Source organism: Pseudomonas sp. CFSAN084952 (assembly GCF_009648855.1).
Lineage (GTDB): Bacteria > Pseudomonadota > Gammaproteobacteria > Pseudomonadales > Pseudomonadaceae > Aquipseudomonas > Aquipseudomonas paracarnis.
The window spans coordinates 3,237,681-3,251,875 of record NZ_CP045767.1 but is presented as its reverse complement, the minus strand read 5'-3'; the positions used below and the strand labels follow the sequence as shown (position 1 = coordinate 3,251,875).

Sequence of the window (14,195 nt, the reverse complement as noted above, 5' to 3'; positions counted from 1 at the left end):
ACATGGACAAGCACACTCACATGCAAGCCGTCGTCTGCCACGGCCCGAAAGACTACCGCCTGGAGCGCATCGGCAAACCCCAGGCGCGTGCCAATGAGCTGGTGATCCGTATCGCCGCCTGCGGCATCTGCGCCAGTGACTGCAAGTGCCACTCGGGCGCGGCGATGTTCTGGGGCGGCGACAACCCCTGGGTCAAGGCGCCGGTAGTACCGGGCCACGAATTTTTCGGCTACGTGGTCGAAGCCGGCGAGGGCGCCGAGGAGCACTTTGAGGTCAAGGTCGGTGACAAGGTCATCGCCGAACAGATCGTGCCGTGTGGCAAATGCCGCTTCTGCAAATCAGGCAAATACTGGATGTGCGAAGTGCACAACATCTTCGGCTTCCAGCGCGAAGTGGCCGAAGGCGGCATGGCCCAGTACATGCGCATTCCCAAGACCGCCATCGTGCACAAGATCCCCGAATCGGTGTCCCTTGAAGACTCGGCGCTGGTGGAGCCGATGGCCTGCTCGATCCATACCGTCAACCGTGGCGATATCCAGCTCGACGACGTGGTGGTGATTGCCGGCGCGGGTACCCTTGGCCTGTGCATGGTCCAGGTCGCCGCGCTGAAGACCCCGAAAAAACTGGTGGTGATCGACATGGTCGACGAGCGCCTGGAACTGGCGAAAAAGTTCGGCGCCGATGTGGTGATCAACCCCGCCCGTGACAACGCTCGCGAGATCATCAACGGGCTGACGGACAACTACGGCTGTGACGTCTATATCGAAACCACCGGCGCACCGGCCGGCGTCACCCAGGGCCTGGACCTGATCCGCAAGCTCGGGCGCTTTGTCGAGTTCAGCGTGTTTGGCGCCGAGACCAGTGTGGACTGGTCGATCATCGGCGACCGCAAGGAGCTCGACGTGCGCGGCGCGCACCTGGGCCCGTATTGCTACCCGATCGCCATCGACCTGTTCGAGCGTGGCCTGGTCACCTCCCAAGGCATCGTCACCCATGATTTCCCGCTGGACGACTGGGCCGAGGCGTTTGAACTGGCCAATTCGACCAAGTCGATCAAGGTGCTGTTGAAGCCGGTGCTCTGAGATGGACTACGTCATCGGTGTAGACATTGGCACCCAGAGCACCAAGGCGCTGCTGGTGGATGCCCAGGGCACGATCATCGCCCAGCATAGCCAAGGCTACCGGGTGGACACCCCGAAAGTGCGCTGGGCCGAGCAGTGGCCGCAGGTGTGGCTGGATGCCGTCGAGACTTGCGTGGCCCAGTGCATGGCCAAGGCCGGGGTGCCGGCGCCGCAGGTCAAGGCGCTGTGCATCAGCAGTTTGTACGGCGGTTCTGGCATTGCCGTGGATGCGCAGATGACGCCGCTGCACCCGTGCCTGATCTGGATGGACCGCCGCGCCGGCGAGCAGGTGGCCTGGGTGCGTGAGCATGTGGACCTGGAGCGCTTGTTCGCCATCACCGGCAACTCGGTGGACAGCTACTACGGCTTCACCAAGATGCTCTGGCTCAAGCAGCACCAGCCTCAGGTGTGGGCGGATACCCGTTACCTGTTGCCGCCCAACAGCTACATCAATTGGTGCCTGACCGGCGAGTTGGCGGTGGACCACAGCAGCGCCGGGAATATCGGTGGTGTCTACGACGTGGCGGCGCGCAACTGGTCAGGCGAGATGCTGGAGGCGTTGGGTATCGCGCAGTCGATGATGCCCGAGCGGTTGCTGTATTCCGGCGAGGTGGTGGGTGGTTTGCTTGCAGACTGGGCCGCACGCCTGGGCTTGCAGGCGGGCACGCCGATCCTCGCTGGGGGCGTGGACGCGGCCATGGCGACCCTGGCGGCGGGTGTCACTCAGCCAGGCAATCATGTGGCGATGATCGGCACCAGCATGTGCTGGGGCTATCTGAACCAGCAGGTGGATGCACGTCACGGTTTGGTGAGCATGCCCCACGTCTACAACGGCCACCGCGACCTGTACATCTTCGGCGGTGCGATCACCGCCGGGGCCTCGGTCAGCTGGTTTCGCGAGCAGTTCTGCCAGGCCGAAGAACAGCAGGCCCAGGCCACGGGGCAAGACAGCCTGGCGCTGCTGGAGCAGAGCGCGATGAAGATTCCGGCAGGCAGCGAAGGCGTGGTGTTTTTGCCTTACTTGATGGGCGAGCGCAGCCCGGTGTGGGATGACCGCGCCAGCGGCAGTTTTGTCGGGCTCAACCTCTACCACAGCCGCTTTCACCTGTACCGCGCGGTGCTGGAGGGCGTGAGTTTTGCCCTGCGCCACAATATCGAAGCGGGTACTCAAGGCGCGCACTCCCTGGACCCGCGCTTGATCGTGGTGGGTGGGGCCAGCCATTCGGATCTATGGATGCAGATCATCGCCGATGTCACACGCTACCCCGTCTACACCATCGTGCAGGAGGTAGAAGCAGCCCTGGGCGCGGCGTTGTTGGCGGCGCATACGGTGGGGCTGGTGAGTGATGGGCAGATGGACACCGGCTGGGTGCAGTTGCAATTGCGGGCGCAGCCCAAGCGGGAGAATGTCATGACCTATGACCGGGCGTTTGCCGAGTACCTGAAGCTGTATCCGGCCCTGAAACCGGTCATGCACAACCTGCAAGCCACCTGATTCAACACAGTCCAAAAATGTGGGAGCTGGCTTGCCTGCGATAGCGGAGTGTCAGTCTCCTTATCGGGAGCTGATACACCGCTATCGCAGGCAAGCCAGCTCCCACAGTGGGTCTTCATTGGTTTTGAGATCTTTATTTATGACCACCACCTTCGACTTCTCGCACCAGCGCATCCTCGTCACTGGTGCCAGCAGCGGCATCGGTCGCGAAATTGCCCAGCAACTGATCGCCAGCGGCGCTGAAGTCTTCGCTCTCGGTCGCGATGCCCAGGCGTTGGCTGCATTGGGGTGCCACACCCTGTGCGTAGATATCGCTGACAGCGTCGCCCTCGACAAAACCCTGCAAGATTTGCCGCCTCTGCACGGTCTGGTCAACTGCGCCGGTATCTCACGCTTGGAGCCTGCCGCGGCCATCAGCGCCAGCGCCTTCGACCAGGTGATGAGCGTCAACGCCCGCGCCGCTGCGCAAGTGGCCAGCCGGGTCGCGGCAAAGATGATCGAAGCGAACATGGCGGGCAGCATCGTCAACGTCTCCAGTCAGGCGTCGTTGGTGGCGCTGGACGATCACCTGAGCTACTGCGCCTCCAAGGCTGCACTGGATGCGATCACCCGCGTGCAATGCGCCGAGTGGGGCCGTTTTCGCATACGCGTCAACAGCGTCAACCCCACCGTGACCTTGACGCCGATGGCGGCCATGGCCTGGTCCGACCCGGCCAAGCGCGACCCGGCGCTGGCAGCGATTCCTTTGGGGCGTTTTGCGCAACCGGCGGAAGTGGCGCTACCGGTGCTGTTTTTGCTTAGCGACGCGGCGAGCATGATCAGTGGCGTCAGCCTGCCGGTGGACGGCGGCTACACCAGCCGCTAGCCGTTTTCCAACTGCCCGGCGATGACCACTTTGTCCCGTGGCTTGTGCGGGTCTTGCAGGCGGTCAAGTAGCAGGCGCACGGCACTGCTGCCGGCCAGGGATGCATCATGGGCTACGCAAGCGATGGGCACGCCGAAGATATCGGCGAAGGGCAGGCGGTCGATGCCACAGATGGTCAGGCTGTCATGGGCGATGTTGTGCATGCGCAAGGCGCGCAGGGCGCCCAGGGTGATCAACTGGTTGAAGCCCATGATCGCATCCGGCGCCGAGTGTGCGGCCAGGTAGTCGAGAGTATGTAAATAAGCCGGCATCAGCGTGTAGTCGCCCGCCTGCACCTCGACCTGAATGTCGGGGTGCTCGGCCAGCACTTCGCGCAGGCCCTTGAGGCGCTCCACGCTGATGCGCGAGTGCTCGGGGCCGGTCAGCACCAGCAGGCGCTTGAGGTTCGGGGTTTGGCGTAACAGGTAGTGCGCGGCTTGCAGGCCGCTGTGGTAGTTGTCGAGCACAACACGGCTGAACGGGCTGTCGTGGATCGTGCGATCGAGCAGTACCACCGGGGTCTTGCCGTTGCCCAGGCGCTCCAGGTAGTCGGGCTGGTAGCTTGGCTCGTCGGAAACCGGCGACAGGATGATCCCCGCCACGCGGTAGCCCAGGAGGGTATCGACTGCCTTGCTTTCGAGTTCTTCAAGTTCATCGGTGTCCACCAGCATGATGGTGTAGCCGTGCTTTTTCGCCTCGCGGGAAATGGCCTTGATCATCTCGCTGTAGAACGGGTTGTCTACCGATGCGGTGATGACCCCGAGGATCAGGCTTTCACTGCGCTTGAGCCCACGGGCGAAGGCGTTGGGCACGTAGTCGAGCTCGCGAGCCACTTCAAGAATGCGCGCCAGGGTGGCGGGTTTGACCAGGTCGGGTTTGCTCAGGGCCCGGGACACCGTAATGGTGGTCATGCCGACCCGTTTGGCAATGTCGCTGATGGTGACGGACTTTTTCTTGTTCATCGGTAAGGCTGCGAGAGGAAACACCAGCAGGCTAGCATGTGCGCAGATGTAGAGTGATTCAAATCAGCGGGTCCCAGCGTTGCGACCAGTCGCCTTCGGCCTTCACCACCGCGCGTAGCAGTTCCAGGGCTTGCTGCAACACCGCCGAATCCCGCGCCCGCGAGTACACCAGGTAGGTCGGAAAGCTGAATTCCGGCGCCTTGGGCACGCGCTGCATCACGCCGCTGTCCAGGTAGCTTTGCACCACCCGTGTGCGGAAGTAGCCGGCACCGCCGTTTTCCAGAATGTACTGCAACGCCAGCGGCCCCAGGTTGAAACTCAGCGCGGCACGCGCACGGTCGGGCAGGGCGGCGTCGTGTTGCTGACGAAAACCCTGGCCCCAGTCGATATACACGTAAGGCGAGGGTTTGTTCGCCAATTGCACCAGGATCAGTTTTTCTTCCAGCACCTGCTCCACCTGCAAGCCCGGCCAGTATTGCGGCTGGAACACCAAGGCGGCGTCGAGCACACCCAACTCCAGTTGGCGCAGCAGGTACTCGCCTTCACGCACCTCGGTGCGCAGCGCGTGCCCCGGAATGTGCTCGCGCAGCGCCTTGGCCCAGCCGAGCATCAATGGGTTGCACAGGCTGACCTCTCCGCCGATATGCAGCACATTGCGATAGCCATCGGGCAACGGCAGGTCGCGTCGCGCCGCTTCCCAGGTCTGCAGCAACTGGTTGGCGTACACCACGAAGGCCTCGCCGTCGGCGGTCAGCCGCGCACCGGCACGGTTGCGCACGAACAGCGTGCAGCCGAGCTGGTTCTCGAGGTTTTTGACACGAGCGGTGATAGCGGTCTGGGTGACGTGCAGTTTCTCGGCCGCTGCGGCCAGGCTGCCGCAGCGGGTGATTTCGAGGAAGGTGCGTGCCAGTTCGATGTCCATGAAGCCCCCGGGGATGAATGGAAGACAGTGTAAAGGAATGCGGTCAAACCTGTGGGAGCTGGCTTGCCTGCGATAGCGACCTGAACGCCGACGCTTATCTACCTGACACCCCGCAGTCAAACTGTGGGAGCGGGCTTGCTCGCGAAGACGGCCTGGCAGTCAACACAGTTGGATGGTGTACATATCCATTGCTGCGGTAACGGCCACTTAGGGTTCCGCCCTGACGGCGGCTAAACCGGCATCCCTGCCGGTTTACCCCCCAAATCCCTGTCGAATTCCGGCCAGCGTGGTTTAACGGGGCGCCTGAGATCAAGATCAAAAGCAGATCAAGAGCGGCTCGCTTCGCATCGTGGTTACCGTTGGCTGCTACAACCTACAAAATTGTGTAGAAGCTGCGACGGCGGTGTGTCAGAGGCCAATGTGCTGACTGAACCAGCGCTATCGCAGGCAAGCCAGCTCCCACAGTTGTAGGTATTTCAGGTCGGGCTTCTCGGTGTGTGCAAGTGTTCTGTGGGGAATGCCTGTGCATATGCGTGACACACCCTCAACACCTGCTCATCGGCAAACCGCGCGCCCACCACATGCAAGCCCACTGGCAAGCCATTTGCCGCCAACCCGCAGGGCACTGACGCCGCCGGTTGCTGGGTGAGGTTGAACGGGTAGGTGAACGGCGTCCATTCCATCCACTCAGTCATTCCCGAACCCGGCGGTACGTTGTGCCCGGCTTCGAACGCGGTGATCGGCATCATCGGTGACACCAGCACATCGTAATGCTCATGGAAAGCCGCCATCTGTGCGACCAGCGCCGCCCGGGCTTCCAGGGCTGCGTTGAAATCATCCAGGCTCAAGCGCTCGCCCCGTTGTGCAATGCGTAGCAGCCCTGGGTCCAGAAGTTGCCTTTGCGCCTCGCTCATCGTGCCGGTCAGGCGTGCTGCGCCGGCAGCCCATAGGGTGCTGAACACCTCCAGCGGGTCGCTGAAACCGGGGTCGATCTGCTCGACATGGGCGCCCAGTTGCACCAGGCCCTCCACAGCCTGGGCAACTACGCTGGCGACCTGCCGGTCGACTTTCACATAGCCGAACGTGGGGCTATAGGCGATACGCAACCCCTTCAAGTCCGTTCCTGGAGCGAGCCAGGGCCTGGTCCTTGGCGCGCCGATCAAGCCATCTCGCGCATCCGGCTGCGCCACGGCTTGCAGCATCAGCACGCTGTCTTCCACGGTGCGCGTCATCGGGCCCAGGTGCGACAGAATCGTCATGGAACTGGCCGGCCATTGCGGTACATAGCCGAAAGTCGGCTTGATCCCGAAGGTGCCAGTAAACGCACAGGGAATACGGATCGAGCCGCCGGCGTCGCTGCCCTGGTGCAGCACGCCCAGGTTCAATGCCGCCGCCGCAGCGGCGCCCCCGGACGAGCCACCGGCGGTGGTGCGCGTGTCCCACGGGTTGCGGGTGATGCCATACAGCGGGTTATCGGTGACGCCTTTCCAGCCGAATTCCGGGGTGGTGGTCTTGCCCAGCAGCACCGCGCCGGCCTTGCGCATGAAGGCCGAGAAGGGCGCGTCCACGTCCCACGGGCCCTCGGCACTGGAGGTGCGCGAGCCTTTGCGCGTGGGCATACCGACCGTCAGCGTTAGGTCTTTGATCGACGCCGGCACGCCATCCAGGGCGCCGCAAGGTTCGCCCTTGAACCAGCGTTGTTCCGACGCCCGCGCAGCGTCCAAGGCGCCTTGCGGGTCGACATGGCAGTAGGCATTCACCACCGGGTTATAGCGCTCGATGCGCAGCAACGCGTCTTCGGTGACCTCCACGGGTGACAAGGTCTTGTCGCGAAAGTGCTGCAACAGTTGCACCGCTGTCAGTTGGCCAATCTCACTCATGCCACATCCCCCTGTGCCGCCTTGACCATGGCGCGCAGCAACACCGCGCAACCCGCCGCCAGGTCATCCGGCGCGGCGTTTTCGATTTCGTTATGGCTGATGCCGCCTTCGCACGGCACAAAGATCATCCCGGCCGGGCCCAGTTCAGCGACGAAGATCGCGTCATGCCCGGCACCGCTGACAATGTCCATATGGCTCAAGCCCAATGCCTGGGCAGCCTCGCGCACGGCATTGACACAGGTCGGGTGAAAGTCCAGCGGCGGGAAGTCGGCGGTGGGCGTCAGGTCAAACGTCAAGCCGTGGCGGGCGGCCGCGTCTTCGATCACTGCGCGCACTTCATCGACCATGGCTTGCAGCTTGTCGGCGTGCAGGTGACGCAGGTCGATGGTCATGTGCACCTGGCCGGGGATCACGTTGCGCGAGCCAGGGTGCAGGTTCAGGCAGCCGACGGTGCCGCAGGCGTGAGGCTGATGCTGATGGGCGATACGGTTGACCGCGCTGACCACCTCGGCAGCGCCCACCAGGGCATCCTTGCGCAGGTGCATGGGCGTAGGGCCCGCATGCGCCTCTACGCCGGTGAGAGTCAGGTCGAACCACTTCTGGCCCAGGCAGCCCATCACCACGCCCAGGGTAATGGCCTGGTCCTCCAGCACCGGGCCTTGCTCAATATGCGCTTCGAAATAAGCGCCCACCGGATGGCCCAGCACCACACGCGAACCGGCATAGCCGATGCGCTGCAATTCGCTGCCTACCGACAGGCCCTGGTCGTCGCGCTTGTCGAGGGTGTCCTGCAGGTCGAACTTCCCGGCAAATACCCCGGAGCCCATCATGCACGGCGGGAAGCGCGAGCCTTCTTCGTTGGTCCACACCACCACTTCGATGGGCGCCTGGGTTTCGATCTGCAAGTCATTGAGCGTGCGGATCACTTCCAGCCCGGCCATTACCCCGTAGCAACCGTCGAACTTGCCGCCGGTGGGCTGGGTGTCGATATGGCTGCCGGTCATGACCGGGGGCAGGGCGGGGTTGCGGCCAGGACGGCGGGCGAAGATATTGCCGATGGCATCCACACTGATGCTGCACCCGGCGGCCTCGCACCACTGCACGAACAGGTCGCGGGCCTGGCGGTCCAGGTCGGTGAGGGCCAGGCGACACACGCCGCCCTTGGCCGTGGCGCCGAGTTGGGCCAGGTCCATCAGCGACTGCCACAAGCGGTCGCGGTTGATCAGCGGGGCATTGCTCTGGAGCGGTTGCGCAAGACTATTCATCAGGAATCTCCACTCAGGCACTCAAGGCCAGGTATCGGTTTTTGATCGTCGGGTCGGCGCGGAAGTCAGCGGCGCTGCCCTCGTACACCACGCGGCCCTGTTCGAGCACGTAATGGCGGTCGGCGAGCTTGTCGCAGACCATCAGGTTCTGTTCCACCAGCAACACCGGCAGGCCCTCGTCCTTGACCTCGCGCAGGATCTTCACCAGCTCGTCAACGATCACCGGGGCCAGGCCTTCAGTGGGTTCGTCGAGGATCAGCAGCTTGGGGTCGTTCAGCAGGGCGCGGGCGATGGCGAGCATCTGCTGTTCGCCGCCGGACAAAGCATGGCCGGCGTTTTTGCGCCGCTCCTTGAGGCGCGGGAACATGGCGTACACGTCTTCCAGTTGCCAGCGGCTGTGTTTGCGGGCGGCGATGCGCAGGTTTTCTTCCACCGTCAGCAGGCGGAAAATCCCGCGGTTTTCCGGCACCAGCGCCAAGCCCTGGCGCGCAATTTCGAAAATCTTCTGCCCCACCAACGCCTGGCCGTTGAAGTGGATCTGGCCCTGGCGCGGGCAGATGATGCCGAGGATGCTACGCAGGGTGGTGGTCTTGCCGGCACCGTTACGGCCCAGCAGGGTCACCAGTTCGCCAGGATTGACGCTCAGCGACACGCCCTCCAGCACATGGCTCTTGTCGTAGTAGGAATGGATATTCTCGACGATCAGCATCAGGCAGCCTCCCCAAGATAGGCAGTACGCACACGTTCATCGGCGCGCACGAACTCCGGCGTGCCTTCCACCAGAATCTGCCCATGGCTCATCACCGTGATGCGTTGGCTGATGGACATGACGATGCTCATGTTGTGTTCGATCAACAGCACCGTATGGTCGCGCCCAAGGTCGCTGATCAGTTGGGTCATGATCGGGATATCGTCGATGCCCATGCCCGAGGTGGGCTCGTCGAGCATCAACAGTTTGGGTTTGGAGCAGATCGACATGCCCACCTCCAGTACCCGTTGCTGGCCGTGGGACAACTCACCGGCCAGGGTGTCGGCGCGGGCCGTGAGTTGCAGGCGTTCCAGCACCTGGTCGGCCATCTCCAGGTGTTCGCGCTGGCTGTCCACCCGACGCCAGAAGTTCAAGGCACGCGAGCCATCGCGGCCCTGGGCGGCCAGGCGCAGGTTTTCGCGCACGCTGAGGTTCTGGAACAGGCTGGTGAGCTGGAACGAACGCGCCATGCCCAGGCCGACGCGGCCGTGGGCGGGCTTGCGCATCAGGTTCTTGCCGTCGAAATGGATCGCTCCGGCGGTGGCCTGGCGTTCGCCCGTCAGGCAATGAAACAGGCTAGTCTTGCCGGCGCCATTGGGGCCGATGATGGTGTGGATGGTGCCGGCTTCGACCTTGAGGTTGACGCCATTGACCGCATGGAACGCGCCGTAGGCCAGCTCCAGGTTCTGGGTTTCCAGCAAGATACTCATAGCCCGTCCTCCTTGGCGACGACTGCGGGTTTGCGCGTGCCGCGCAGCTTTTCGAACAGCGACGCCAAGCCGCCCCACAAACCGCCGCGCATGAAGATCACCACCAGGATCAGGATCACCCCCAGCAGCATCAGCCAGCGCGGCCACAGATCGGAGAGAAAGTCACCCAGCAGCACGATGGAACCGGCGCCCAGCAGTGAGCCGAACAGCGAGCCGGTGCCGCCGACGATGGTCATGATCAGGATGTTCTCGGACATCGCCAGGTCGATATTCGACAGCGGCACAAAGTGCAACAGCATGGCGTACAGCGCCCCGGCAATCCCGGTGACCGCGCCGGACAGCACGAACACCAGGATCTTGAAGTGACGCGTGTCGTAGCCGATGGCCGAGGCGCGGGTTTCATTTTCGCGTATCGCCATCAGCGTGCTGCCGAACGGCGAGGCGATCACCCGGCGTGCGCCGATGAAAATCAGCAGGAACAGCACCGCGACAAAACCATAGAAGGCACGGGCATCGGCCAGGGACAGCAGCACGGTGTCGCCCACACGAATTTCCGGGCGCGGTACGCTGAGCAGGCCGTTGTCGCCGCCGGTCCAGTCGCTCAGGGTGTAGGCGACGAAGTAGGCCATCTGGCTGAACGCCAACGTGAGCATCACGAAGTAAATGCCCGTTCGCCGAATCGCCAGGGCACCCACCAGCAAAGCCAGCACGCCACCGGCCAGCGCCGCGCCCAGCAACGCCATGAACAGGCCCAGTTGCAGGTGGATCATCAACAGCGCCGCACAATAAGCTCCGGCACCAAAGAAGATGCCTTGGCCGAAGGACAGCAGCCCGGTATAGCCCAGCAGCAGGTTGCAGGCCAGGGCGGCCATGGCAAAGATCAGGATCTCGGTGGCCAGGGTCGCCGAGGGCAACACCAGCGGCAGGCCGATCAGCACGGCCAGCACCCACAGCAACATGGCTCTGGATTGGGTCTTGGCAAACGGCAGGGGGTTTTTCTCGCTCATGTCAGGCTCTCCCGAACAGGCCGTAAGGGCGTACCAGGATCACCACGGCCATGGCGCCGTAGATCATCAGGCTCGCACCCTGGGGCCAGAGTGTGGTCATCAGGCTTTGCACCACGCCCACCAGCAAACCGCCGACCAGCGCACCGCTGAACGAGCCCATGCCGCCGATCACCACCACCACGAAGGCGATGCCGAGAATCTCCGGGCCGACGAAGGGCTGGGCGCCGCGCAAGGGCGCGAACAACACCCCGGCGACACCGGCCAGGGCGACGCCGAGGGCGAAGGTCATGGAGAACAGGCGGAAGATATTGGTGCCCAGTAGCGACACGGTTTCGGTGCTTTCACTGCCGGCGCGCACCAGGGCACCGAAGCGCGTGCGCTCCAGCAGCAGCCACAGGCCCAGGCCCACCAGCCCGGAAAACACGATGAGGAACAGGCGGTAGTAGGGATAGACAAAATCACCCACTACCAGCACGCCGCGCAACAGTTCCGGCACGGCGACGCTTTTGCCCACCGGGCCCCAGATCATCACGCTGGCTTCCTGGATGATCAGAGCGATCCCCAAGGTCACCAGAATCTGGAACATGTGCGGCAAGTGGTAGATACGCTGGATCAACAAGCGCTCAATCACCCAGGCCAACGCAGCCACCACCAACGGCGCGATCAGCAACGCCAGCCAGAAGCTGCCGGTGAGGCTTACCGCGGTGTAGCAGATGTAGGCGCCGAGCAGGAAGAACGCGCCGTGGGCGAAGTTGACGAAGTTGAGCAGGCCGAAAATGATCGTCAGCCCCACCGCGATCAGGAAGTAGATCATCCCTAACCCAAGGCCGTTGAGGATCTGGAACAGGTACAGATTAAGCATGCAGGCACCCTCCGCAGGTGGCCGCTTGCGCGGCCCTGCGCGACAAAAGTTAAGCGGTCAGCCGAGTGTGCAGCCCGTCGCCTCGACTGCGGGGAACGACTGGCCAGCGCTGAGCACTTTGGCCAGGTCGTCCTTGTCGGCCATGTCGCCGCTGGCCTTGCCGATCAGCAGGTAGTAATCCTTGATCACCTGGTGGTCGCCGGCGCGGATCGACTCTTTGCCGGTCGGGCCTTCGTAGCTCAAGCCTTGCAGGGCCTTGGCTACGGTCGGGCCGTCGAAACTGCCGGTGGCGATGATGGTGTCGAGCATGACTTTGGTGCTGATGTAGTCGGCGGCCAGCGGGTAGGTGGGGTTGATGCCGTAGGTGGCCTGGGTCAGCTTGACCAACTCACGATTGAGCGGGGTGTCGACCTGGTGCCAGTACTGTGCGCCCAGGTACACGCCTTCGAGCACATCGCTGCCCAGTTCCTGGAACTGATCCAGGCCGGCAGACCACACCAGCAATACCTTCATGCGCTCCTTGATGCCGAAGTTCACGGCCTGGCGCAGGGTGTTGGACGATTGGCTGCCAAAGTTGAGCAGCACCAGCACATCGGGCTTGGTGGAAATGGCGTTGGTCAGGTAACCGGAAAACTCCTGTTCCTGCAGTGAGTGGTAGCTGTTGCCCACGTGTTCCAGGCTATGTTCCTTGAGCACGTTTTTGGCCCCTTCGAGCAAGGCTTCGCCGAACACGTATTGCGGGGTGATGGTGTACCAGCGCTTGGCGTCCGGCAGCAACTTGATCAGCGGCACCATGGTTTCGCGGATCGCACCGTAGGTGGGCACTGACCAGCGGAAGGTCGCCTTGTTGCAGTCCTTGCCTGTGACTTCATCGGCGCCCACCGGGGTCATGAACACGCCGCCGACCTTGTCCACTTCCTTGGCTACCGCCAGGGCGGAAGACGACAGCGTGCAGCCCTGGAAGAACCGTGCGCCGTCCTGCGCGATGGCCTCTTGCACCTTGCGCACCGCCTTGCCGGCGTTGCCTTCGGTATCGATGACCTTGTAGTTCAGCGGGCGGCCGAGCAAGTCGGGGTGTTGTTTCACCGCCAGGCGTGAACCCATATCGGCAAATTTGCCATAGCTGGCAAAGGCGCCAGACATGGACTTGAGGCCGTAAAAGGTAAAGGGCTCGGCGGCGAATGCCGAACGCACGCTCAGCGGAAGGCTGAGGGCGGCGGCGGCGGTGAGGCTGGCTTTCAATAACGTACGACGCTGCATGGGGTGACTCCCTGGTTTAGTTATTGGCAGGAGCGGCAAGGGCGATACGGTGGAGCAAGGGCCTGTGGGCAGGCTTGTTATTGGATAACTCGATTTCGCGGGGGAACGGGGTCAAATGTGGGAGCTGGCTTGCCTGCGATGGCTTCTACTCGGTCCCTCTGTAACACCGAGGCGCCCGCATCGCAGGCAAGCCAGCTCCCACATTGAACGGGTTCCCACATTGGATGGTTGGTGTGTTTAAGAGTGGTCGAACTCCAAGAGGAAGTGCGGGCTCACCTGGCCTTCCAGCGCGGTCATGTGGTGTTCGGCATCGCACATGTGTTCATGCATCAAGCTGCGCACCGCACTTTCATCCCCGGCGCGAAAGGCGATCAGCAGTTGCTTGTGATAGTCGAGGTTGGCCGCATCGAACTGCTTGCGCTTGGGCTTGTAGGCCTTTTTCAACACCACCAGGTCGCGCAGCAAGTCATTGAGGAACTGCGCCATGAAACTCAGCAGCGGGTTGGGGCAGGCCCGGGCCAGCAGGTTGTGGAACTCCAGTTCCGCCAGGCGTTGTTCGCGCTGGCCGGCTTCGCTGTCTTCGGGGGCGCTGCAAAAATCCACGTTGGCTTGCAGGGCCAGGTAGTCGTCTTCGCTCAAACGCCCCAGCACCGACACCGCCAACTCCACTTCGATGACCTTGCGCAGTTGGTAGACCTGCTCGCCGTCCAGGTGCTGGAAATGCAGGTAATTGCGCAGGGCGCGGCTGGCCGGCTCGGTGCCGGCCTGGTTCAAGTACGCCCCGCCACTGGGGCCGGTGCGCGTGCTCACCAGGCCCTCCACTTCCAACGCCTTAAGCGCTTCGCGTGCCGAACCCTTGGAACACTGGAAGCTTTCCATCAGCTCGCGTTCGGTGGGCAGGCGATCGCCGGGCTTCAAGGCGTCGGTGACGATCGAGCGCTTGACCGACTCGACAATTACATCGGACAGCTTCTGGCGTTTGCGGCGTAACGGACGACTCAGCATGGCGGTGATTTATCGTATTAATGCGGATAAATAGCACTTAATAACGATTGGGCA

At 62.9% G+C, this 14,195-nt stretch carries 13 protein-coding genes; 3 read left to right on the top strand and 10 right to left on the bottom strand.

The window, feature by feature from the left end; genetic code table 11:
- Positions 1-2 precede the first annotated feature (2 nt).
- The 3 genes from GH769_RS14385 (at position 3) to GH769_RS14375 (ending at position 3,481) form a co-directional block, all read left to right on the top strand.
- Positions 3-1,082 (top strand): alcohol dehydrogenase catalytic domain-containing protein, encoded by a 1,080-nt coding sequence (locus GH769_RS14385; RefSeq protein WP_032902371.1) that lies wholly within the window; start codon positions 3-5, stop codon positions 1,080-1,082.
- A 1-nt stretch (position 1,083) separates the two neighbouring features.
- A complete protein-coding gene (locus GH769_RS14380) occupies positions 1,084-2,616 on the top strand; it encodes an FGGY-family carbohydrate kinase (RefSeq protein WP_032902370.1) in 1,533 nt (510 codons plus the stop codon).
- A gap of 139 nt (positions 2,617-2,755) precedes the next feature.
- Positions 2,756-3,481, top strand: coding sequence for an SDR family oxidoreductase (locus GH769_RS14375; RefSeq protein WP_014719044.1), 726 nt, complete (start codon positions 2,756-2,758; stop codon positions 3,479-3,481).
- Here GH769_RS14375 and GH769_RS14370 read toward each other — a convergent pair.
- The 10 genes from GH769_RS14370 to GH769_RS14325 form a co-directional block, all read right to left on the bottom strand.
- Positions 3,478-4,482 (bottom strand): LacI family DNA-binding transcriptional regulator, encoded by a 1,005-nt coding sequence (locus GH769_RS14370; RefSeq protein ID WP_014719043.1) that lies wholly within the window; start codon positions 4,480-4,482, stop codon positions 3,478-3,480. The two genes, GH769_RS14375 and GH769_RS14370, sit on opposite strands and share 4 nt — an antisense overlap.
- Positions 4,483-4,540: 58 nt before the next feature.
- Positions 4,541-5,404 (bottom strand): LysR family transcriptional regulator, encoded by an 864-nt coding sequence (locus GH769_RS14365; protein ID WP_020301309.1) that lies wholly within the window; start codon positions 5,402-5,404, stop codon positions 4,541-4,543.
- Between the two features lie 476 nt (positions 5,405-5,880).
- Positions 5,881-7,284, bottom strand: coding sequence for an amidase (locus tag GH769_RS14360; protein ID WP_032902367.1), 1,404 nt, complete (start codon positions 7,282-7,284; stop codon positions 5,881-5,883).
- Positions 7,281-8,549, bottom strand: a complete 1,269-nt coding sequence (locus GH769_RS14355) for a Zn-dependent hydrolase (protein WP_020301307.1) — start codon at positions 8,547-8,549, stop codon at positions 7,281-7,283. The genes GH769_RS14360 and GH769_RS14355 overlap by 4 nt, the downstream gene beginning before the upstream one ends.
- A 13-nt stretch (positions 8,550-8,562) precedes the next feature.
- Positions 8,563-9,258: an ABC transporter ATP-binding protein gene (locus GH769_RS14350; RefSeq protein ID WP_032902366.1), complete on the bottom strand. Its 696-nt coding sequence runs from the start codon at positions 9,256-9,258 to the stop codon at positions 8,563-8,565.
- The gene (locus tag GH769_RS14345) at positions 9,258-10,007 is read right to left on the bottom strand and encodes an ABC transporter ATP-binding protein (protein WP_014719039.1); all 750 of its coding nucleotides are present in this window, start codon (positions 10,005-10,007) and stop codon (positions 9,258-9,260) included. The genes GH769_RS14350 and GH769_RS14345 overlap by 1 nt, the downstream gene beginning before the upstream one ends.
- Positions 10,004-11,014 carry a branched-chain amino acid ABC transporter permease gene (locus tag GH769_RS14340; protein ID WP_032902364.1) on the bottom strand — a complete coding sequence of 337 codons (1,011 nt, stop codon included), beginning with the start codon at positions 11,012-11,014 and terminating at the stop codon, positions 10,004-10,006. The genes GH769_RS14345 and GH769_RS14340 overlap by 4 nt, the downstream gene beginning before the upstream one ends.
- Position 11,015: 1 nt before the next feature.
- The gene (locus GH769_RS14335; protein ID WP_020301305.1) at positions 11,016-11,876 is read right to left on the bottom strand and encodes a branched-chain amino acid ABC transporter permease; all 861 of its coding nucleotides are present in this window, start codon (positions 11,874-11,876) and stop codon (positions 11,016-11,018) included.
- Positions 11,877-11,933: 57 nt separating this feature from the next.
- Positions 11,934-13,136 carry an ABC transporter substrate-binding protein gene (locus GH769_RS14330; RefSeq protein ID WP_014719036.1) on the bottom strand — a complete coding sequence of 401 codons (1,203 nt, stop codon included), beginning with the start codon at positions 13,134-13,136 and terminating at the stop codon, positions 11,934-11,936.
- Between the two features lie 237 nt (positions 13,137-13,373).
- Positions 13,374-14,141: a FadR/GntR family transcriptional regulator gene (locus tag GH769_RS14325; protein ID WP_014719035.1), complete on the bottom strand. Its 768-nt coding sequence runs from the start codon at positions 14,139-14,141 to the stop codon at positions 13,374-13,376.
- Between the last annotated feature and the right edge of the window lie 54 nt (positions 14,142-14,195).

Excerpts from the sequence above, each read along its gene's own strand:
- GH769_RS14335 (WP_020301305.1), bottom strand. The coding sequence starts at position 11,876 with ATGCTTAATCTGTACCTGTTCCAGATCCTCAACGGCCTTGGGTTAGGG.
- GH769_RS14375 (WP_014719044.1), top strand. The coding sequence starts at position 2,756 with ATGACCACCACCTTCGACTTCTCGCACCAGCGCATCCTCGTCACTGGT.
- GH769_RS14340 (WP_032902364.1), bottom strand. The coding sequence starts at position 11,014 with ATGAGCGAGAAAAACCCCCTGCCGTTTGCCAAGACCCAATCCAGAGCC.
- GH769_RS14325 (WP_014719035.1), bottom strand. The coding sequence starts at position 14,141 with ATGCTGAGTCGTCCGTTACGCCGCAAACGCCAGAAGCTGTCCGATGTA.
- GH769_RS14355 (WP_020301307.1), bottom strand. The coding sequence starts at position 8,549 with ATGAATAGTCTTGCGCAACCGCTCCAGAGCAATGCCCCGCTGATCAAC.
- GH769_RS14345 (WP_014719039.1), bottom strand. The coding sequence starts at position 10,007 with ATGAGTATCTTGCTGGAAACCCAGAACCTGGAGCTGGCCTACGGCGCG.
- GH769_RS14385 (WP_032902371.1), top strand. The coding sequence starts at position 3 with ATGGACAAGCACACTCACATGCAAGCCGTCGTCTGCCACGGCCCGAAA.
- GH769_RS14380 (WP_032902370.1), top strand. The coding sequence starts at position 1,084 with ATGGACTACGTCATCGGTGTAGACATTGGCACCCAGAGCACCAAGGCG.
- GH769_RS14370 (WP_014719043.1), bottom strand. The coding sequence starts at position 4,482 with ATGAACAAGAAAAAGTCCGTCACCATCAGCGACATTGCCAAACGGGTC.
- GH769_RS14350 (WP_032902366.1), bottom strand. The coding sequence starts at position 9,258 with ATGCTGATCGTCGAGAATATCCATTCCTACTACGACAAGAGCCATGTG.
- GH769_RS14360 (WP_032902367.1), bottom strand. The coding sequence starts at position 7,284 with ATGAGTGAGATTGGCCAACTGACAGCGGTGCAACTGTTGCAGCACTTT.
- GH769_RS14330 (WP_014719036.1), bottom strand. The coding sequence starts at position 13,136 with ATGCAGCGTCGTACGTTATTGAAAGCCAGCCTCACCGCCGCCGCCGCC.
- GH769_RS14365 (WP_020301309.1), bottom strand. The coding sequence starts at position 5,404 with ATGGACATCGAACTGGCACGCACCTTCCTCGAAATCACCCGCTGCGGC.